Source organism: Azospirillum picis (assembly GCF_017876115.1).
GTDB classification, from domain to species: domain Bacteria; phylum Pseudomonadota; class Alphaproteobacteria; order Azospirillales; family Azospirillaceae; genus Azospirillum; species Azospirillum picis.
In genome coordinates this window covers 81,636-100,724 of sequence record NZ_JAGINO010000024.1, presented here as the reverse complement: position 1 = coordinate 100,724, position 19,089 = coordinate 81,636, and the positions used below count along the sequence as shown (strand labels likewise).

General features: G+C 67.7%; 17 protein-coding genes and 1 pseudogene. 11 read left to right on the top strand and 7 right to left on the bottom strand.

From position 1 onward, the window contains the following. Nucleotides 1-6: 6 nt before the first annotated feature. From J2850_RS25770 to J2850_RS25760, 3 genes are all read right to left on the bottom strand, one after another. On the bottom strand, nt 7-1,227 hold the full coding sequence (locus tag J2850_RS25770; protein ID WP_209988421.1) for an efflux RND transporter periplasmic adaptor subunit: 1,221 nt from the start codon (nt 1,225-1,227) through the stop codon (nt 7-9). Between the two features lie 711 nt (nt 1,228-1,938). Further along, nucleotides 1,939-2,691, bottom strand: a complete 753-nt coding sequence (locus J2850_RS25765; RefSeq protein WP_209988419.1) for an SDR family NAD(P)-dependent oxidoreductase — start codon at nt 2,689-2,691, stop codon at nt 1,939-1,941. A 112-nt stretch (nt 2,692-2,803) separates the two neighbouring features. After that, nucleotides 2,804-3,568 (bottom strand): SDR family oxidoreductase, encoded by a 765-nt coding sequence (locus J2850_RS25760; protein WP_209988416.1) that lies wholly within the window; start codon nt 3,566-3,568, stop codon nt 2,804-2,806. A gap of 121 nt (nt 3,569-3,689) precedes the next feature. Between J2850_RS25760 and J2850_RS25755 the strand changes: the two genes are divergently transcribed. The 7 genes from J2850_RS25755 (at nt 3,690) to J2850_RS25725 (ending at nt 9,935) form a co-directional block, all read left to right on the top strand. Next, nucleotides 3,690-4,628 carry a LysR family transcriptional regulator gene (locus J2850_RS25755; protein ID WP_246513547.1) on the top strand — a complete coding sequence of 313 codons (939 nt, stop codon included), beginning with the start codon at nt 3,690-3,692 and terminating at the stop codon, nt 4,626-4,628. Nucleotides 4,629-4,875: 247 nt separating this feature from the next. Continuing rightward, nucleotides 4,876-5,511 (top strand): type B chloramphenicol O-acetyltransferase, encoded by a 636-nt coding sequence (gene catB / locus J2850_RS25750; protein WP_209988409.1) that lies wholly within the window; start codon nt 4,876-4,878, stop codon nt 5,509-5,511. A 240-nt stretch (nt 5,512-5,751) separates the two neighbouring features. Next, the gene (locus J2850_RS25745; RefSeq protein WP_209988405.1) at nt 5,752-6,225 is read left to right on the top strand and encodes a DUF305 domain-containing protein; all 474 of its coding nucleotides are present in this window, start codon (nt 5,752-5,754) and stop codon (nt 6,223-6,225) included. A 1-nt stretch (nt 6,226) separates the two neighbouring features. After that, the gene (locus tag J2850_RS25740; RefSeq protein WP_307354531.1) at nt 6,227-7,717 is read left to right on the top strand and encodes a YncE family protein; all 1,491 of its coding nucleotides are present in this window, start codon (nt 6,227-6,229) and stop codon (nt 7,715-7,717) included. A gap of 64 nt (nt 7,718-7,781) precedes the next feature. Then, nucleotides 7,782-8,306 carry a sigma-70 family RNA polymerase sigma factor gene (locus tag J2850_RS25735; RefSeq protein WP_209988402.1) on the top strand — a complete coding sequence of 175 codons (525 nt, stop codon included), beginning with the start codon at nt 7,782-7,784 and terminating at the stop codon, nt 8,304-8,306. Continuing rightward, nucleotides 8,303-9,094 carry an anti-sigma factor family protein gene (locus tag J2850_RS25730; RefSeq protein ID WP_209988399.1) on the top strand — a complete coding sequence of 264 codons (792 nt, stop codon included), beginning with the start codon at nt 8,303-8,305 and terminating at the stop codon, nt 9,092-9,094. The genes J2850_RS25735 and J2850_RS25730 overlap by 4 nt, the downstream gene beginning before the upstream one ends. 250 nt (nt 9,095-9,344) lie before the next feature. Beyond that, nucleotides 9,345-9,935: a LysE family translocator gene (locus J2850_RS25725; RefSeq protein ID WP_209988396.1), complete on the top strand. Its 591-nt coding sequence runs from the start codon at nt 9,345-9,347 to the stop codon at nt 9,933-9,935. 3 nt (nt 9,936-9,938) lie between these two features. Here the strand turns inward: J2850_RS25725 and J2850_RS25720 are convergent, their stop codons facing one another. Both J2850_RS25720 and J2850_RS25715 read right to left on the bottom strand, forming a co-directional pair. Further along, nucleotides 9,939-10,775: a helix-turn-helix transcriptional regulator gene (locus J2850_RS25720; protein ID WP_209988393.1), complete on the bottom strand. Its 837-nt coding sequence runs from the start codon at nt 10,773-10,775 to the stop codon at nt 9,939-9,941. Between the two features lie 202 nt (nt 10,776-10,977). After that, a complete protein-coding gene (locus tag J2850_RS25715; RefSeq protein WP_209988390.1) occupies nt 10,978-11,712 on the bottom strand; it encodes an SDR family NAD(P)-dependent oxidoreductase in 735 nt (244 codons plus the stop codon). 85 nt (nt 11,713-11,797) lie between these two features. Between J2850_RS25715 and J2850_RS25710 the strand changes: the two genes are divergently transcribed. The 3 genes from J2850_RS25710 to J2850_RS25700 all read left to right on the top strand — a co-directional run bounded on the left by J2850_RS25710 (nt 11,798) and on the right by J2850_RS25700 (nt 14,756). Next, nucleotides 11,798-12,244 (top strand): winged helix-turn-helix transcriptional regulator, encoded by a 447-nt coding sequence (locus J2850_RS25710; RefSeq protein WP_209988387.1) that lies wholly within the window; start codon nt 11,798-11,800, stop codon nt 12,242-12,244. Between the two features lie 328 nt (nt 12,245-12,572). After that, a complete protein-coding gene (locus tag J2850_RS25705) occupies nt 12,573-13,823 on the top strand; it encodes a hypothetical protein (protein WP_209988384.1) in 1,251 nt (416 codons plus the stop codon). Between the two features lie 264 nt (nt 13,824-14,087). Next, nucleotides 14,088-14,756 carry a hypothetical protein gene (locus J2850_RS25700; protein WP_209988382.1) on the top strand — a complete coding sequence of 223 codons (669 nt, stop codon included), beginning with the start codon at nt 14,088-14,090 and terminating at the stop codon, nt 14,754-14,756. 50 nt (nt 14,757-14,806) lie between these two features. On the opposite strand, the pseudogene J2850_RS25695 reads toward J2850_RS25700, so the two are convergent. Both J2850_RS25695 and J2850_RS25690 read right to left on the bottom strand, forming a co-directional pair. Beyond that, nucleotides 14,807-15,564 (bottom strand): annotated as a pseudogene (locus tag J2850_RS25695) (IS5 family transposase). A 211-nt stretch (nt 15,565-15,775) separates the two neighbouring features. After that, the gene (locus tag J2850_RS25690) at nt 15,776-16,930 is read right to left on the bottom strand and encodes a hypothetical protein (protein ID WP_209988374.1); all 1,155 of its coding nucleotides are present in this window, start codon (nt 16,928-16,930) and stop codon (nt 15,776-15,778) included. Nucleotides 16,931-17,543: 613 nt separating this feature from the next. On the opposite strand from J2850_RS25690, the gene J2850_RS25685 reads away from it, so the two are divergent. Further along, nucleotides 17,544-18,992 (top strand): methyl-accepting chemotaxis protein, encoded by a 1,449-nt coding sequence (locus tag J2850_RS25685; protein WP_246513545.1) that lies wholly within the window; start codon nt 17,544-17,546, stop codon nt 18,990-18,992. Nucleotides 18,993-19,089 lie beyond the last annotated feature (97 nt).

Genomic DNA, 19,089 nt, shown 5'->3' with positions numbered 1-19,089 from the left:
CGCCCCTCACCCGGCCGGAGGTTTTGGCGGCTCGATCGATCCTTCCTGCGGGGTCACCTTGGCGCCGGGCCGGGCACGGACCAGCCCGTTGATGATCACCCGGTCGGTTTCCGCCAGTCCGGAGCGAACGACGCGCAGGCCGTTTTCCATCGGGCCGAGCCGTACCGGCTTTGGCACCACGGTGCCGTCGTCGCCCACGGTCAGCACGATCTTGCTGGCCTGGTCGCTGACCACCGCCTGGTCCGGGATCAGCGTCGCGGTGTAGCGGTCGGACCCCGGCAGCCGCAACCGCCCGAACTGGCCGGGCGTCAGGACGCCGGTGGGGTTGCTGAAGACGGCGCGCGCCCGGATGGTGCCGGACCCGGCATTCACCTGGTTGTCGACGAAGTCGAGCGTGCCTTTCAGCGTCCAGTCGCGCTCGTCGAACAGGCGGGCCTCGACCTCGATCCCGCCGTCGCGCTGCGAGCGCAACCTGCCGTTCTGGGCCGCACGGACATAGGCGAGGAAGTCGGCTTCGCTCATGTCGAAGGTGAAATAGATCGGGTCGAGCGACACGATGGTGGTCAGCAGCGTCGCCGCCCCGGCCTCGCCGCCGGCGATCAGGTTGCCCACGCTGACCTCGCGCCGGCTGATGCGGCCGGAAAGCGGCGCCAGGATGCGGGTGAAGCTGAGGTTCAGTTCGGCGGTGCGGACGGCTGCCTTGGCGACTTCGACCCCGGCGGCGTCGACGCGGACCTGCTGCTGGCGCTCGTCGAAGACGCTGGCGGCGACATTGTCGCTCCGCCGCAGTTCGGCGGCACGGGCGAGCTGGCGGTTCGACAGGTCCAGCCTGGCCTCGGCCTGCTGCAACTCGGCCCGCACCGAGGCAAGCGTCGCCTCGAAGGGGCGCGGGTCGATGACGAACAGCAGGTCGCCGGCCTTGACCATCTGGCCGTCACGGAAATTGACGGAATCGAGATACCCGCTGACCCGGGCGCGGATCGCCACGGAATCCACGGCCTGGAACTGGCCCGTGAACTCGTCCCACTCGATGATGTCCTGGCGCAACGGCCGGCTGACCGTCACCGGCGGGGCGCCGGCCGCCTGGGCACGGGCCGGAGCCGGACCGCCGCCGGCCGGGCCGGCCAGCCACAGGCCGGCGGCCGCGGCGGCGGCCAGGAGCAGCCCGCCGCGGCCGGCCGCCGCCGGCCGGGCCGGGGCGGTGTTGGACGCCGGTGCCGCGATCATGGCGCGCCCCCGCCCGCTGGGAGGCCGGTCCCTATGTCGTGAGCCATCGCTTTTTCCCCATTCCGCTGGTGCCGGTTGCATCGGGTGCCGATGACGCCCGGGACATCGGCGTTGAAACGCCGGGGACAGACCTGGGCCGGGCCATCGCCCCGGAAACCCTTCATGCCGACGACCGGCATCCGGGCCTCCCGGACATCGCCGGACGGCCGCCGGCCGTGGGAGGACAGTATGAGGCGCCCCGGCCCCGGCCCCGGCCCCGGCCCCGGCCCCGGCCGTGGTACGCGATCCTGGCTCCATCCGTGAGGCTGATGACGTCCATCATCATGACTCCTTTCCAGTTGGATCTGGTCGGCTTGCCGGTTCCGTGCCCTCCCGAAGGAGCAGGCGCAACGAATACCCGCGCTATGTTCCGTAACGGCGCCACTGAAGCGAAGCTAGGCGATCTGTCCGCCATTTTGTCGAAAGCGCATCTTCCATGCGGCGAACCTGCGCCGAACATGTAAAAACAAACGACTCTTCAAGTCTTGTCACAAGCAGACACGGCGTCCGACGAACATTTATGCACGGCAACCGCGGTGATGGAAGAGGATATCGCGCCCGGCATCGAAATCAGGCATCCGGCGTCTTCCACCGGCATTTCACGGCCCCACCCCACCTCTTGGCTCAAAGCGGCGCCCGGCATCCGCCGTCGAGGTCGCCGCCATCCCGCGTTCACAGGGACAGGCCACCATCGACGGTCAGCGTCGCGCCGGTGATATAGCCGGCCTCCGGCCCGACAAGGAAGGCGACCGCGGCGGCAACGTCCTCCGGCTCGCCGTAGCGGCCGAGCGCGGACATGCCTTTCAGGATATCCGCGACAGGACCCTCCTTGGGGGCCATGTCGGTGTTGATGGGGCCGGGCTGGACGACGTTGACGGTGATGCCGCGCGCGCCGAGGTCGCGCGCCCAGCCGCGGCTGTAGGCCGCGACCGCCGCTTTCGAGGCGACGTAATCGGCGATCCCCGGAAAGGCCGCGCGATGGCTGGCGCCGGCCGTGCCGATGGACACGATGCGGCCACCGTCGCCGAGCAGGGGGATGGCGGCCCGGACGGCTCCGACCACGGCCTTCAGGTTGATGTCCAACTGGCGGTCGAGCGCCGCCGGGTCGGTGGCGGGATCGCCGGCGACGCCCGTTATGAACACGCCCGCCGATTTGACCAGGATGTCGAGCCGGTTGAACGCCCCATGGGCGGCCTTCACCAATCCCTCGACCTCCGAGCCGACCGCCTGATCGGCCCTGATGGCGACGGCCCGGCGGCCGAGGGCCTCGACCTCCCCGACCATGCGCCCGGCCTGCTCCGTCGACGAGCCGTAGCTGAACACGATGTCCGCACCGTCGGCGGCGAGCCGGCGGACGATTGCGGCGCCGATGCCCCGCGAACCACCGGTGACGAGGGCAACCTTGCCCGAAAGCGTTTGCGTCATGATCCTGTCCTTATCCTGTCGCCGCATGGGTGGCGCGGCCTTGCCGGCGCCGAGGTCGGCCCGAGCCCACGCGGCACCGAGATCGACGGTGAGCGACACCGGCCCCTTGCCGTCAGACGAGGCGGGCACCGCCGTCGATGTGCAGCGTCTCGCCGTTCATGAAGCCGTTGCCCATCAGGAACACCGCCGCCGCGCCGACCTCGTCCGGCGTTCCCAGGCGGCGAAGCGGCAGCTTCTCCTTCAGGCCCGCCACATAGGCGTCTCGCCCGTCACCGAGCGTCCGCCGCAGAAGCGGCGTGTCGGTGGTGCCGGGCGACAAGGTGTTGACGCGGCGCGGCGCCAGTTCGAGCGCCAGCCCCCGGGCGAAGGCCTCCATGGCGGCCGACGCCGCCGCCAGGATGGCGGTGCCGTAGGCGTTCGGGCGGTCGGCGAGCACACCGGACACCAGGGTGATGGAGGCGTCCGCCGCGAGACGGTCGCCGAGGGTGCGGATCGTCGTCACCGCCGCCCAGATGCGCTCTTCGAACGCCCGGCGCAGGTGGGCGACGTCGGCGTCCAGGATCTTGCCGGCGACGAAGGTCCCGGCCAGCAGCACGAGATGGTCGACGTGGGGAATGTCGGCCAGGGCCGCCTCGATGGCCCGGCCGTCCGTCACGTCGGCAGCGCGCCAGCCGTCGAACCCATGGTCGGCGGCCGCCTGGGCGGCACGGTCGGGGTCGACGCCGATGACGATGACCCGGGCACCGGCGGCCTTCGCCTGGATCGCGGTCGACAGGCCGATCCCCGACGTGCCGCCGATGACCACGACCTTGCGGTCGCGAAGTGCGGCAAGGCCGGCCGGCGGGAGCGGCGGGGCGGCGGGGGACAGTGTGGACATGCTATGCTCCTGGATGGCGGGGCGCCCCGGTGGGGCTGTTGGAAGAACCCTAGCCGAGTGAGTCCAGGTTGATAATCGCGCCTGATTTCGCTTTACTCATTCCATGACGGAACAAATTGGTTTGGAGAGGCTGACCGGCCTCATCGCCTTCGCCCGCGCCGCGTCGTTGGGCAGCTACACGGCGGCGGCGCGGGCGCTGTCCGTGTCGCCGTCGGCAGTCAGCAAGAGCGTTCAGCGGCTGGAGCAGCAGCTTGGACTGTCGCTGTTCACGCGCACCACGCGGTCCCTGACCCTGACGGCCGAAGGACGCGACCTGCACGAGCGTGCCTTGCGCCTGCTTCAGTATGCCGAGGACATCGAGCAGGCCGCGATGGCGGCGCGTGCCGAGCCGGCGGGCACGTTGAAGATCACGGCCCCCCTGCCGATCGGCGTGCATGTCCTGTCACCGGCGCTTCCACGCTTTCGGGCGCGCTACCCCAAGCTGGCGATCGACCTGCGGCTCGGAGACCAGGTCTTCGACATCATCGAGGCCGGGATCGACGTCGCGATCCGTGTCGGCGATCTCGCGGATTCGCGCCTGATCTCACGCCGGCTTGCCTCGCAGCGGCTCTGCGCCTTCGCGTCGCCCGACTATCTCGCCCGGCGCGGCGTGCCGCAACATCCGGACGAGCTGGTGAACCACGACTGCGTGAACTTCCGCTACCAGAGCTCCGGCCAGGCGCTCCGCTGGCCCTTCCGGATCGGCGACCGCGTCGTCGAGATCACGCCGCCGACGGGGATCGTGATCGACGTCAGCGACGCCGTCGCCTCGACCCTGGCCGCCGGGGGCGGCATCGGCATCTCGCCGACCTACATCGCCGCCCCCTATGTCGCCCGCGGGCACCTGGTGCCGATCCTCACCGCCTTCGCGGTCGACCGCTTCACCATCACCGCCCTGTGGCCAGAAAGCCGGCGCGGCAGCCCGAACGTCCGGGCCTTCCTCGCCTTCCTCGACGAGGTGTTCCCGTCGCCGGCGCCATGGGATGCCTGCCTGCAGGCGGTGCCGCACACGGCGCCCTGAGCGCTGCGGCCGCGGCGTCGCCGCCCCGGTACGGCCCGGCCGCAAGCCCTTCATTGGCAACCGGCCTCCGCTGCTGTAGGATCCCAGTCATGAAGGCGAGTCCAAGTACCACCTGCATCGTGCTCCCGCGCGCCTGACGCCGGGAGCTGAGCGCGAGCCACCGTAACGGTGGCCCGCGGTGTCCGCCTGCGCCCGGGCGCAGGCAGGAAGCCGCCGACTCGGCGGCCCTCACGCAGCGAGCGACTCGATGACCAATTTTTTCGAAAGCCCCTTCAAGGGCGTCCTGTTGGAAAGACAGGTCGCCAACCCGAACATCATCGTCGGCCGGTACAGCTACTATTCCGGCTATTATCATGGTCACGGCTTCGATGACTGCGCCCGCTTCCTTCTCCCGGACGAGGGTGCCGACAAGCTGGTGATCGGCAGCTTCTGCTCGATCGGGTCCGGCGCGGCCTTCATCATGGCGGGCAACCAAGGCCACCGGAACGACTGGGTCAGCACGTTCCCCTTCTTCTGGATGCCCGAGGTCCCGGCATTCGCCGGCGCGCGGAACGGCTATATGCCCGCGGGCGACACGGTGATCGGCAATGACGTCTGGATCGGTTCGGAGGCCATCATCATGCCCGGCGTCACCATCGGCGACGGTGCCGTGATCGGCACGAGGTCGCTGGTGACGCGGGACGTCGAGCCCTATGCGATCGTCGGCGGCAACCCCGCCAGGGTGATCCGGAAGCGCTTCGCCGAAGACGTCATCGACTTGCTGCTGGAGATGGAGTGGTGGGCCTGGACCGACGACCAGTTGCGGGGTGCCATGCCGATCCTGACCAGCGGCGACGTCGCTTCGCTTCACCGTCACTGGCGGGACGTGATCAGGCACATCTGACTGCGGGGAAAGGCCGGCTCCCGGCTGCTGCGCACGGGGCTGCTGCGCACGGAGGGGCGGCCCCGGCCGCCCCGGTGCCGTAGGAAGAAGGCGCCGCCGTTCCGCCCGATCGGGATTTTGCAGCCCGGACCGGCGGGCCACCGCCCACGCCGAGAGAAAAATCGGAAGGCCCCGGAATAAACCGGTCCGCCGCGAGTCCAAACCCTCGCTGCGATTGACCATCCCCCTCCCGGAGGCCTCATGCCCAAGCCGCCACGCACGCTCGCCCTCGCACGGGCCCTCCTGTTCGGCGCCACGCTGGCGCCGGTGGCGCCGGCCTTCGCGGCCGACCCCCAGGAGGCTCCGTTCCTGGCCGAAAACGATGCGGCCATGACCCGGATGATGCAGGACATGGCCGTCAAGCCCACGGGCGACGTGGACCGCGATTTCGTCGCGATGATGATCCCCCACCACCAGGGCGCCATCGACATGGCGGTCGCCGAACTGCGGTACGGGCGCAACGAGCAGCTCCGCCGCATCGCCCAGGAGATCATCGTCGAGCAGCAGCAGGAGATCGCCGCCATGCAGTTGGCCATCGGCGCCCCCCTGCCGCCCCAGGCGGCGGTGCCCACGCAAACGCCGCCCCCCGCACCGGAGGCCGCTGCACCGGACGCCGCTGCGCCGGAGGCCGCCGCCCACCATCCGCACATGATGTCCACACACCAGGAGCCCTGACGTGACCCGCTCCCTTTTCGCCGCCGTGCTGGTTGCCACCACGGCGATATTCCCGCTCGCTGCCGCCCGGGCCGGCCAGGCCCCCGGCATGGTCTCCCAGCCCGACGTGCCGGTGAGCCACCGCGACCGCGTCTATGCCGCCGAACAGTTTTCCAACACCGTCTCGGTCACCGACCCGGCCGACAACAGGCTGCTCGGCGTCATCCGGCTGGGCGATCCCCAGCCGGGCAACCTCAGCCCGCTCTACCGCGGGCAGGTGCTGGTGCACGGCATGGGCTTCTCGCCCGACCACAAGACGCTGGCCGTCGTGTCGATCGGCACCAACGCGGTCTCCTTCATCGACACCGCCACCAACACGGTCAAGCACACGACCTATGTCGGCCGCGCCCCGCACGAGGCCTTCTACACCCCCGACGGGCGCGAGGTGTGGGTCACCGTGCGCGGCGAGGACTATGTCGCCGTGCTCGACGGCAAGACCTTCGAGGAGACGGGGCGCATCAAGACCCCGGCCGGGCCGGGCATGCAGATCTTCTCGCCGGACGGCAAGTACGGCTACATCTGCTCCTCCTTCAACCCGGAAACGCTGGTCGTCTCCGTCGCCGACCATCAGGTCGTCGGGCGGGTGAAGCAGGCCAGCCCCTTCTGCCCGAACATCGCGGCGACGCCGGACGGCAAGCAGGTGTGGTTCACGCTGAAGGACGTCGGCAAGACCCAGGTCTTCGATGCCCGACCGCCCTTCGACCTGATCAAGACGCTCGACACCGGCCCGATCACCAACCACGTCAACTTCGCCGCCACCGCCGGCGGCACCTTCGCCTACGTGACGATCGGCGGGCTGAACGAGGTGAAGGTGTTCCGGACCGACACGTTCGAGCCGGTGGCGACGGTGCCCGTCGGCAACCTGCCGCATGGCGTCTGGCCGTCCGGCGACGGCAGCCGCGTCTATGTCGGGCTGGAGAACGCCGACGCCCTGGCCGCCATCGACACCAGCACCAACAGGGTGGTCGCGACCGTTCCCATCGGGCAGGCGCCGCAGGCCATCGCCTATGTTCCGAACGCGGTCCCCGACGGGGACGGCACGGCGAACCTGCAGCCGCTGGGGACGGCCGGCGATACCGCCCACCTCGCGCTCGGCGCGGTCGGTGAGGGCGGCGCGGCCGGCGCAGACGGCGCAGGCGGCAGGGACGCCAAACCGGCGTCGAGCGTCACCCTGTTCAGCCAGGGCCTGACCCAGGTGCTGCAGGCGTCGGTCACCGGGCTGGAGCCGAAGACCGGCTATGTCCTGGCACTGTCCGACCGGCCCGACGGCAAGGGCAAGCTGGAACCGCTGACCGCCTTCACGACCAACCCGGCGGGTGCGGCGATCGTCAACACGGTCGGCCCGATCCGGCAGATCGTGCAGGGTCCGGCCAAGGACGACCGCCGGTACCTGACGATCGCCTCGGGGACCGCCGACCAGCCGGGCGAGCCCGTCCAACTGCAGTTGCCATGAGGTGCCGCCGCCCGGATGCGGTCTTGAACCGGCGCATCCGGGCGGCCTTCGGGAGCGTTGGAAGATGAAGGACATGATGCTCCTCGTCGAGCCGCTGATCCCCGCGCTGCGCCGCTACGCCAAGGCGCTGCTGCGCGATCCCGCCGGGGCCGACGACCTGGTGCAGGATTGCCTGGAACGGGTGATCGCCCGCTGGCACCAGCGGCGCGCCGACGGCGACGCCCGCACCTGGGTGTTCTCGATCCTGCACAACCTCGCGATGACGCGCCTCAGCCGGGCGCGGCGGCGCTGGCACGTGGCGCTGGAGGATGCCGATGAGACCGCCACCGCTGCCCCGCCGACGCAGGAGCATGGCGTGATGCACCGGGACCTGATGCGCGCGCTGGAGACCCTGCCGGAGGAGCAGCGCAGCGTCCTGCTGCTGGTGTCGGTCGAGGATCTGAGCTACGCCGAGGCGGCGCGGGTGCTGGACATTCCCATCGGGACGGTGATGTCGCGCCTGGCGCGCGCCCGGGAAAAGCTGTTGCGTGCCACGGAGGCGGAGGCGCCGGCCACCGGCCGCGGCACGTCGTTGCGGAGGGTGAAATGACCGGTCGTCCGATCGCGGAAGAGGATCTGCACGCCTACATCGACGATGCGCTGGACCCGGTGCGGCGGGACGAGGTCCAGGCCTATCTGGACGGCCATGCCGACGTCGCCCGCCGCGTCGCGGCGATGGCGGAGCAGCGCCGGGCGCTCCGCGCCGCCTTCGCGCCGGTCGCCGAGGAGCCGGTGCCGTCCGGGTTGAGCCTGCCCTGGCTGATCGAGAAGCGGCGGCGCTCCTGGCTGGCGCCGTGGCAGGGCTCCTGGCGGTCGGCGGCGGCGGCGCTGCTGCTGCTGGGGCTCGGCGGCCTCGGCGGCTGGTTTGCCCACCTCCTGTCGCCCGAGGCGACCGGCATCGCGGCGCTCAAGGAGGAGGCGGCGGCGAACTACGCGGTCTACGCATCGGATCGCGTCCGTCCGGTCGAACTCCGCGCCGCCGACCGGGACGAGCTGCTGGCCTGGGTATCAAAGCGGCTGAAGCGGCCGGTCGCCCTGCCCGACCTGTCGGCGTCGGGCTACCGCTTCATGGGCGGCCGGCTGGTGGCGACGGCGCATGGGCCGGCCGGGCTGTTCCTCTACGACGACGACCGTGGCACCCGCGTCGCCATGCTGGTGCGGCCGATGGCCTTCGAGCGCGACACCCCGATGTCGGCGCACGAGCAGGGCACGCTGGCCGGCTTCGCCTGGGCGGACCAGGGGCTCGGCTACAGCCTGATGGCGACCGCCCCGGCGGAGAGGCTGCACCCGCTGGCGGACGAGGTGCGCCGGCAGGTCGACGGCCAGTTGCGGAGCTGAGGGCGGTCCGGGCGTATCGGGCCGATTGCAGAATCGGCCGGGACCCCGGGCAATTTCCTTCAATACCCCTGCCCTGGCGACCGGCGAAAGTCCGCCGGCTTCACCCATCTCCAGGAAAGGGAACCGGACATGACACGCGGCACCTTCATCATCGACAGCCCCCCGCCACCTGGGCCGATCGCCTGCACCCCGGCGGCGCCGGTGCGCGCGCTGGCGGGTTCGCTGCCGGTGATGACGTAGGGGACGGCGGATGCCGACGCTTTACCTGTCGATGGCGGGCTTCGCGCTGGCCGCCTCGATCTCGCCCGGTCCGGTCAACATGGTGGCGCTGGCCAGCGGGCTGGCCCATGGGCTGCGTGCATCCCTGCACCATGTCGCCGGCGCCACGGTCGGCTTCACCGTGCTGCTGGTGCTGGCCGGACTGGGGCTGGCGGAGCTGCTGCGCGGCTGGCCGGCCGTCGAGGCGCTCACCCGCTGGCTGGGCGCGGCCTTCCTGGCGTGGATGGCGTGGAGGCTGTGGGGCGGAGGCGGCGACGTGGCGGCCGATGCGGTGGCCCCCAGCCCCTCCTTCCTGCAGGGTGCGGCGATGCAGTGGCTGAACCCGAAGGCGTGGATCGCGGCGCTGGCGGGGGTGGGCGCCTATGCCGGCGACGATCCGGCGCGGCTGTGGAGCTTCGCGGCGCTGTATTTCGTGATCTGCTACCTCTCGGTCGGCGCCTGGGCCTATGCCGGCGCACGGATGCGCCATCTGCTCGCGGACCGGCGGCGGATGCGCCTGTTCAACCGCGCAATGGCCGCCGTCCTGGCGGCGAGCGCCGTCCAAGTCGGGCTGGCGGGCTGATCGTCACGCCGGGAGGTCCCGCCGCATGTACTGGCCGGGCGTGGCGGCGACATGCCGCTTGAAGGCGCGCTGGAAGTGGGCCTGGTCGGCGAAGCCGGCGTCGAGCGCGACCTCAACGATGGGCCGCCCCAGCCGCAGCTCCCGCTGTCCGAACTGGATGCGCCGGTTGATCTGGTAGGCATGCGGCGTCAGGCCGAAGCGGGCCTTGAACGACCGCACCAGATAGGAGGGCGACAGGCCGGCCGCCCCGGCGATGTCGGCGAGCCGCAGGGGCTGCGTGCAATGGGCGGTGATGAAATCGGCCGCCCGCTCCAGCGCCGCATGGCCGCCGGCGTCCTGCGCCGCGGCGGCCGGTCCGGCCGGGAGGCCACCAAGCGCCAGCCGCAACGTGGCGAAGAGATCGCCGACGGCCGCCTCCTTTTCCGGGCTGCCGGCGGCCGGATCGAACAGCAACCCGAACAGGCGGGCCATCCGGCGCCCCAACGCCGGGTCGCGGCTCAACGGCGGGGCGTAGGGCCGGAACGCCGGTTCGCCCTGGATGTGCGCCAGCCATGCGGTGTCGACATACAGCATCCTGTAGGACCAGGGCAGACCGTCCAGCGGGTTGCAGGCGTGCGGCTCGTCGGGGTTCATCAGCACGGTGGTGCCGGCGGACACCCGGTGGCGGTCGAGGCCGATGCGGAACTCGCTGACGCCGCCGGTCACCAGACCGATGGAGAAGGTCGAGTGGCTGTGCCAGTCGTAGCAGACCTCGCGCCCGTCCTGGATGCTGCGCGCCTCCAGATGCGGAAGGGCGGGATCGCGCCAGAAGCGATGAACGTCCTTCGAAACGCGCGCCATGCCTGGGGGTCCGTTACCGCCGATGCCGGACGGCGATCCTAGACCGGATCGGGCGCAGCGTCAGCCGTCTTCGGTCGGAAGCGAGGTGGCCGAAGGCGGAGGGCGGGGGCGGAGGGCGGGGGCGGAGAGCGGGTGTCGCGGCGGAGACGCCGGAGGGCTCCGGCCCCGGGTGCCGAAGCCCTCGCCTAGCGCCCGCCGGGGATCAGACCTGGGCGAACCCGCCGTCGACGAAGACCTCGCCGCCGGTCATGAAGCTGCTGTCGGAGGACGCCAGGAAGGCGGCGACCGCACCGGTTTCCGCCGGGTCGCCGACGCGCCCGATGGGCGTCGTGCCGCCGAGCGACTCCATCGCCTCCTCGCCCACCACCTCCAGGGCCAGCTCCGTCCTGGTCGGGCCGGGAGAGAGCACGTTGACGCGGATGCCAGTGCCGCGCAGGTCCATCGCCCAACTGCGCGCCAGGTTGCGGACCGCGGCCTTGGTGGCGCTGTAGATGCTGAACTGCGGCGTGCCCATCACCCCGGTGGTCGAGCCGGTCAGGATGATCGACGCCCCCTTGCCCATCAGCGGCAGGGCCTTCTGCACCGTGAACACCACCCCCTTCACGTTGACGTCGAAGGTCTGGTCGTAATGCTCGGGCGTGATCTCGCCGAGCGCGGCGAAGGACCCGGTGCCGGCGTTGGCGAACAGGATGTCGAGCCCGCCGCGCTCGGCCTTCACCGCATCGTACAGCCGGTCGAGGTCGGCCGGGTCGGTCACCGAGCCCCTGACCGCCCGCGCCGAGGAGCCCAACTGCGCCACCGCGGCATCAAGCGCCTCCTGCCTGCGGCCGAAGAGGTAGACGAACGCCCCCTCCTCGACGAAGCGCTTTGCGGCGCCGAGGCCGATGCCGGTTCCGCCGCCGGTCACCACCGCCGTCTTTCCTTGTAGCCTGCTCATGATGTGCTCCTTCATAGAGATTGCACAGAGCTGGCGAGCTACCCACCTATCGACAAGTATGCACCTTTTTGTAAGTGCCCCGAAAATGACGAACGACCGATCCGACCCCTCCCCGCCCCTGACGCCGCCTTCGGAGCGGGCAAGGCCTGTGGAGGGCAATTGCACCCCCACCCTGGCGGGCTTCACCTGCGGCCTCGACGCGACCCTGCGGCTGATCGCCGGCAAGTGGAAGCCGCTGATCCTGTATTTCCTCGCCCAGGGCGGCCCGTACCGCTACGGCGAACTCCGACGGGCGGTGCGCGACGCCAGCGACAAGATGCTGATCCAGCAGCTCAAGGAACTTGAGGCCGACGGGCTGGTGAAGCGGACCGACTACAAGGAGGTCCCGCCGCGGGTCGACTACGACCTCACCCCGCTGGGCCGCAGCCTGGCCGGGGCGCTCGTCCCGCTCTGCTCCTGGGGCACGGAGCATCTGGAGGAGGTCAACCGGGTCTTCGCCGAGCGGGAGAACTGGGCGGCCAAGTGCCGGTAGCCGGCAGTCGAGGTCCGGCGGGCGCTGGACCCGGACGGCCGGGTCAAGCCCGTCAAAAGCGAGCCGGCCCCGGGCCGGCCATCGCGCCCGGCTGAGACAGGCGTCGAGGGGCCAGTTTCAGCGGAACGGTCCCGGCCGCCGATGGAAGGGCGATTACTCAATAGGACGGAATGGCGCTTCACCGAAATCCGCAACCGGCGCCCACACGGATTAATTTACTCCCTCCTTGGTCGTCCATGCGTGTCCCGCATGAATATATACGACTCATACCTGACATCTTTTTCTATTTTTCTTCATAATGAGCGATAAATCAGCGAGGAGGCGTAAAATGCTTCGCTCATTTGCTCTTGCTGTTGCTGCCGTGCTCCTGTTGGCAGGCACATCGCGCGAGGCTCCGGCACAAGGGTTGATGGTGCTGTGGGTCGATCCCGTTGCAGGCCCGATTTGCGCCGGACCGCTGGGGCCGGGGCCATGCGCCGTGGTCGCACAATGGTTGGCCACACACCCACCTCCCCCAATGATGGCCGAACCGCAGATGGGTGGGAATCCGTTTGGCGGCGCGGTGCCGCGGGTGGAGCGTCGCGGAGGGCAGCGAACCAGGATACTGCCTGGCGACCCCATTCCAAACCCCTCGGACATTCCGCCATTGGAAGCGACTGTTCCGGTCAACGGGCTGGACGGTGCGCTACAGTGCGCGCAGATGACCCAGCAAGACCGTCAACCGGATGTCGATAGCTTCCTGAGCTGTACTCGCGGCGCCATCGTGCTGGATCGTGACAGCATGACGTTGGTGAACTGTGCGGAGCAATCCGACGGCAGCAAAGACCAATTGGCGGAATGCGCCGCTCGCGGCGTCATCGCGGGAAAGCTCAGCGAAGATCAGATCAGGACGATAAGCTGTGCGTCCGAAAACTATGACGACAGGGATAACTTCCTGGGCTGCCTCGGCAATGAATTCATTGGAAGGCGACTGAACACCCAGCAACGCGCTGTACTGACTTGCGCAGCGGAAAACAGTGGTGACAGCAGTGACTTCGCCATCTGCGCAGGAGAGGCGTTGCTCGGGGACAACCTCTCACCGGAGGCACAGGCAGCCATCGGCTGCGCAGTCGAATCACAGGGGGATATACAGCAATTCGGTGGCTGCGCGGTTAACAAATTTCTCGACCTCGGCCTCAATCCCGAGCAGCAGATCGCGCTCGAGTGCGTCGTTTCCAGTGGCGGCCAGCCTTATGTGGCGGCAGGGTGTGCCGCGTCGCGGTTGACCGCGCGCGAATTGGAAAAATGCGCACAGAATGGCTTCGGCGGCAGCGACGGCTGCTTTGGCGACAACAATGATCTGGTTGGAAAGAACGGCTTTCTGGTCCGCAACGTCGCCGGTCTTGCAGGCGGTCCCAACTCCATGGTCCGTGACCCGCTGCAGGTGCTTGGTGGGCCCGGTTCGGTGTTCAACAATCCGAGGCAGGTTCTCGGAGGACCAAACTCGGTGCCGAACCAGCTTCTCAGGGGAGTGCCCTCGCCTCCCCCCATCGAGGTCGGCAAGATCGGCAACCACAGGATCTGTATACCCTGGTGCTAGGGTCCGGACCTATAAAAGTCCTTTTCTAGAGGGAGCCTTTGTGATTCAACGCCCTAGAAAGGGGCATTGTGATGAGCGACGATCAGTTCTGGTTGACGGTGGATGGCGCTACAACGCAAAGGAGGTTGCCGGCGCATCGCAAGGCAACTGGCATACTGGCTGGTCCAATCCTAGGATACCGCTCGCCAGCGGCGAACTTTTGCGATCAGTGGCTTTCTGCTATCACCGCGTGGTCCCCAATTTACCAAGTTGGTGGGCGCAAACATGATGGGAGCGATCACCGTGGAAACATTTGCTTTTGATCCTGCAACAGTCGGCACCGGAAAGATTTTCCCGAACGAGATCGAAGCTCAGGATTGGATCGGCTATCACGGAACCTCATCCTTTTATTCCGATAACATTGAAAATGGCGGATTTTCCAATACTAAGCCTGTCCCAGAAGAGCTTTTGGACGCCCTCAAGCAAACACTTCAAAAATATGGAATGGACCATTCGGGTATTGATAGCTTTAAGAAACTTAGGTCAGTAAGTTTTTCTCCGGTCTCAGAGCTTTGCCTTTCATATTGCTCTGCATCAAAATTAGGCGGTCAGGGACTTGGAATTATATCCAACGCCATCAACGCGCTTCGCGATAAGCCACTAAAGGATGAAGATAGGGAACTTGCTGATAAAATCGACAACATTATAAAAGAGATAAGGTCAAGGCATCCGGTAATATACGCCGTAAATCTCAAAGGCATTCAGCGGCAACGATACGACAGCGTGACAAAGGCGGTTCTCGTACACGAGGCGATTACGCCGGATAGGATTATAGCTAAGCTGATTATCAATTACGACATCACCTCCCTTCCCATCGATGAAAATGCTATTAAAATGCAAATAGGGCGGATATTTCATGGGGCGGCTGACCATTATATCAAAATAATCTCGTGACTTTCGCTTAGCAGATAGCTCCGTCTGGCGCACATCACTAGGGTCTGGACTCATAACCAGTAGGCGACGGTTGCGGCGATGTGGACGGCCGCCATGAAGTTGGTAGCGGAGCGGTCATAGCGGGTGGCGATGCGCCGGAAGTCCTTGAGGCGTCCGAAGATACGCTCGATGACGTTGCGGTTCCGGTAGAGGTAGGGAGAGAAGCAGTTTTTCCAGCGCTTGTTGGCGCGTGGCGGGATGTTGGGTGCGGCCCCTGCCTCTTCGATCTTCCGGCGAACAGCGGCACTGTCGTAGCCCTTGTCGCCGTGCAGGAGGTCGGTGGCAGGCATCCGGTCGAGCAGACGGTCGGCGGCGGTGCAGTCGGCGACCTGACCGCCGGTCAGCAGGAAGGCGAGTGGCCGCCCACGCGGATCGCTCAGGGCATGGATTTTGGTGGTTCGTCCGCCACGGGACCGTCCGATGGCCTGGGCACGCTCCCCCCTTTGCCGCCGCTTGCCGAACGATGGGCGCGCACGGCCGTGGAGTCGATCATCACCTGGGCCGGTGGGCCACCCGCCGCCGCCAAGGCATGGAAGATGTCCTCCCACACGCCCTTGGACGCCCAGCGGACGAAGCGGTTGTACAGCGTCTTGCAGGGGCCGTAGACCGGTGGAGCATCCGTCCAGCGCCCGCCCGACTTCAGCACATGGACGATCCCGCTGATCACACGGCGATCGTCCACGCGCGGCTTGCCGCGGGTGGCGCGCGGAAGGTGCGGCTCAAGGCGCCCAAACTGCTCCACCGTCAACCAGAACTCACCGTCGCTCATCGCAAAGCCCCTTTCCAGGCCGTTGAATCACAACGGCTCCCTGCCGGAAAGGCTCTTTATGGATCCGGACCCTAGAGTGTGAGTCACGGTTCGAGCGGACTCGCTCGAACCGTGACTCAAGGTGGGAAACAAAAGCCCGGAGTCCGTCAGATGCTTGCTGAAGCGGCTGACGGACTCCGGGCTTCTGCCTTTCCCGTGCGACTCAGGTCCGTTACTGCCGGGGCCGGTAGGCGAAGGTGCCGCAGGTCTCGTTGCGGGCGAAGCTGTAGAGTTCGAGGGGCATGCGCCCGGTGTTGAAGAAGGCGTTCTCGGACGCCGAAGCGCCCTTCACATTGGTGCAGTAGGTGGCTTCCGGCGCACCCTTGCCCGTCCCGCCGGCGGTGTCGAAGCGATAGTCGAGCGCAGCCGCCTTGCCCGGTGAGGCGAGTGTGACCGTGGTCCCCGGCGGGAAGGTCGCGCCATCGAAGCCGGCCTTCGAGGCCGGCGGAGGCGGGCAGAAGGGGGCCTGCCCCTGCTCGCCGCTGTAGACCCATAGGTTCATGGTGGACATGCCGGTGTCCAACAGCATGGTGCCGCACAGCGGCCGGGATTCCGGCTTGCCCGGTTCGGTCACACGCACGCAGCCCTCGGGCGACATCCCGCCCCTGCTTGCGGGAACCATCGGCGCCCAGGCGGAGAAGCCCTGCGTCGTCTCGGTGTTGAGACCGACGACGATGCGGCCGCCCGGCTCGAATATCCAGCCTTGCGTCGCCACGCCGTGCACCTGCTGGAAGACGTTGGTGTGGGTGGCCGGAGCGGTACCACCGCCGGCGACCTTGACCACCAGGTTCGGCGTCGGCTGGAAGCCCACGCCCATCATGCCCACGCTGCGGCTGTTGATGGATGTGGCGGCGACACAGTGCTTGTCCGAGCCGCAGACCTCGGTGATGGCGAAAACCTGTACGTCTTCCGCGTCAACCGAGGTGCCGCCGGCACCGTGCACCCTCACCGGGACCTGGATCAGGTAGCCATTGTAGGAATTGCCGCTGCTGGAATACCCGTAGGGCAGCTTGCCGGAAACCACCATGCCGGAGTGGTCGTTGTCCGGATCCTTGGGGAAGCCCTTGATCTTCCAGGAGGGCACGATCAGGGCATTCGAACCGGTGTCCACCATCACCCCGGCAGGATCGCTGCCGTTGACACTGACGGCCAGATGATAGCCGCCGGCGACGGAGAACACCGTCCCGTCGACGCCCGTCGCCTGCAGCGCGATCGAACGGCCGGTCGGAGATACGGTGCAGGCCGGGGCCTGGGAAAAAGCGGGGAACACAAGGGCGGTATTGCCGAGCATGATAGCGATGGCGGCGAGACGAGCGACCCTGGTCATGGAGCCTCCTGGATGTCGGCGAGCTTATGATCACCTGTTTTGGAATTGGTGCGAGGCAACGATACACGTACCATTAGGGGAAATCACGGAGACATTTAAGCTTCAGGTGGAGGTATGTGATGCACGCTCCACCGGCCACGCCGGGGAGAGCGGGCAACCTTCCGATGGAGGCGAGTCTTCAACGCAGCCCACGACGCTTCGCGGCAGGCTGGGCCATGGCTGATAGGCGGTGGGCGGTGGGCGGTGGGCGGTGGGGCGATAGCGCTCCGTTGCCGGACGCCGCAGCCCCTGCCATAGGAAAGGTTCGGCGTCTTACTGATCGGCAGGACGTCGTCCATGCCCTCGACAACCTTCCAGAGCATAGCCGCAAACCTTTCGTTAAGATTTCATATTATCGTCTTTGAATATGCTGGTGTTCATTGAGCAGAGGGAGCCGCGTCACTGTGCCTGCACTGGATGACCGAGGTAGCAATCAGGGCCACTCCTTATAATATCACAATTTAGCGAATTTTTTCTGCTGCCGCGGGAAATGGTCGTATGTACTATGGCCGGTATCTGGCAGGCATCGGCGAGGCGGTTGGAGATGTTCGGGCGCGCAAGAAACAATCAGGCATTGGCCCGCAAGATGGCGGCGCTCGATGCCTTGCGGGCGAAGGTGATGGTCGCGGACGAGGATTTGACCATCGTCCACGTCAATCCCGCGGTGGTGGCGCTGCTGCGCGAGGCGGAGGCGGACCTGCGCAAGGAGCTTCCGCGGCTCGACGTCAGCCGTCTGGTCGGCAGCAACATCGACATCTTCCACAAGAATCCGGGCCACCAGCGCCAGTTGCTGGGCCGATTGACCAAGCCTTACGGCGCCACCATCAAGGTCGGCGGCCACCAGTTCGACCTGCTGGTCACGCCGCTGACCGAGAACGGCAAGCGCATCGGCTTCGTGGTCGAATGGGCCGACGCCAAGGAGCGGCTCGAAAACCTCGACTATGCGGCGCAGATGGCGGCGATCAGCCGGTCGCAGGCGGTGATCGAGTTCACCACCGACGGCATCATCACCAGGGCCAACGAGAACTTCCTGCGGGCGATGGGCTACCGCCTGGACGAGGTGGTCGGCAAGCACCACAGCATGTTCGTCGAGGCGTCCTACCGCAGCAGTTCCGAATACGCCCTGTTCTGGGACACCCTGAAGCGGGGCGAGTTCCAGGCGGCGCAGTACAAGCGGATCACCAAGGCCGGCGAGGCGGTCTGGATCGAAGGCGCCTACAACCCGATCTTCGACGAGACGGGGAAGGTGGCGAAGGTCGTGAAGTTCGCGGTGGACGTCACCGCGCAGGTCACGCTGCTGAACAACCTGAAGCTCCTGATCGACAGGAATTTCGGCGAGGTGGATCAGGCGCTCCACCAGTCGACTAGCGAGGCCGCCACCGCCGCCGCCGCCGCGGATTCCACCTCGGCCAGCGTGCAGATGGTCGCGGCCAGCGCGGAGGAGCTGGTGGCCTCGATCGGCGAGATCGCGCAGAGCATGACCCGCGCCCGCGCGGCGACCGACGGCGCCTTCGACCGCACCGTCACGGTGGCGGAAAGCACCGACCGGCTGGCGGCCGCCGCCCAGGCGATGAACGGGATCGTCGGGCTGATCAACAGCATCGCCGGCCAGATCAACCTGCTGGCGCTGAATGCCACCATCGAGGCGGCGCGGGCCGGCGAGGCCGGCAAGGGCTTCGCCGTCGTGGCGTCGGAGGTGAAGAACCTCGCCAACCAGGCCGGCAAGGCGACCGAGCAGATCTCCGCCGAGATCGAGGGCATCCAGACCACCTCCACCGAGGTCGCCAACGCGCTCGCCGCCATCCGCGAGGCCGTCGCGACCGTGCGGGAGCATGTGACCGGCACGGCGTCGGCGGTCGAGGAGCAGAGCGCCGTGACCCAGACCATGTCGTCGGGCATGCAGAGCGCGTCCGCCGCGGTGTCGACGGTCACTTCCAACATCACCGCCATCTCGGCCGCGGTGCAGCAGGTGGCCGGCGCCGTCGGCCGCACCAAGGAGGCGGCGCACGTCCTGGTCCGCTGACCGCCCGCCGGCGGCGTGAAGCCCGGCGGGGGCCTCACGCCGCCGGGCTTCGCGGCGCGACCTGCACGGCCCAACCTTCAAAGGCCCGACCTTCAAA

Coding starts and splice junctions, on each gene's coding strand:
- J2850_RS25770 (WP_209988421.1), bottom strand. CDS start 1,227: ATGATCGCGGCACCGGCGTCCAACACCGCCCCGGCCCGGCCGGCGGCG.
- J2850_RS25765 (WP_209988419.1), bottom strand. CDS start 2,691: ATGACGCAAACGCTTTCGGGCAAGGTTGCCCTCGTCACCGGTGGTTCG.
- J2850_RS25760 (WP_209988416.1), bottom strand. CDS start 3,568: ATGTCCACACTGTCCCCCGCCGCCCCGCCGCTCCCGCCGGCCGGCCTT.
- catB (WP_209988409.1), top strand. CDS start 4,876: ATGACCAATTTTTTCGAAAGCCCCTTCAAGGGCGTCCTGTTGGAAAGA.
- J2850_RS25745 (WP_209988405.1), top strand. CDS start 5,752: ATGCCCAAGCCGCCACGCACGCTCGCCCTCGCACGGGCCCTCCTGTTC.
- J2850_RS25735 (WP_209988402.1), top strand. CDS start 7,782: ATGAAGGACATGATGCTCCTCGTCGAGCCGCTGATCCCCGCGCTGCGC.
- J2850_RS25730 (WP_209988399.1), top strand. CDS start 8,303: ATGACCGGTCGTCCGATCGCGGAAGAGGATCTGCACGCCTACATCGAC.
- J2850_RS25725 (WP_209988396.1), top strand. CDS start 9,345: ATGCCGACGCTTTACCTGTCGATGGCGGGCTTCGCGCTGGCCGCCTCG.
- J2850_RS25720 (WP_209988393.1), bottom strand. CDS start 10,775: ATGGCGCGCGTTTCGAAGGACGTTCATCGCTTCTGGCGCGATCCCGCC.
- J2850_RS25715 (WP_209988390.1), bottom strand. CDS start 11,712: ATGAGCAGGCTACAAGGAAAGACGGCGGTGGTGACCGGCGGCGGAACC.
- J2850_RS25710 (WP_209988387.1), top strand. CDS start 11,798: ATGACGAACGACCGATCCGACCCCTCCCCGCCCCTGACGCCGCCTTCG.
- J2850_RS25705 (WP_209988384.1), top strand. CDS start 12,573: ATGCTTCGCTCATTTGCTCTTGCTGTTGCTGCCGTGCTCCTGTTGGCA.
- J2850_RS25700 (WP_209988382.1), top strand. CDS start 14,088: ATGATGGGAGCGATCACCGTGGAAACATTTGCTTTTGATCCTGCAACA.
- J2850_RS25690 (WP_209988374.1), bottom strand. CDS start 16,930: ATGACCAGGGTCGCTCGTCTCGCCGCCATCGCTATCATGCTCGGCAAT.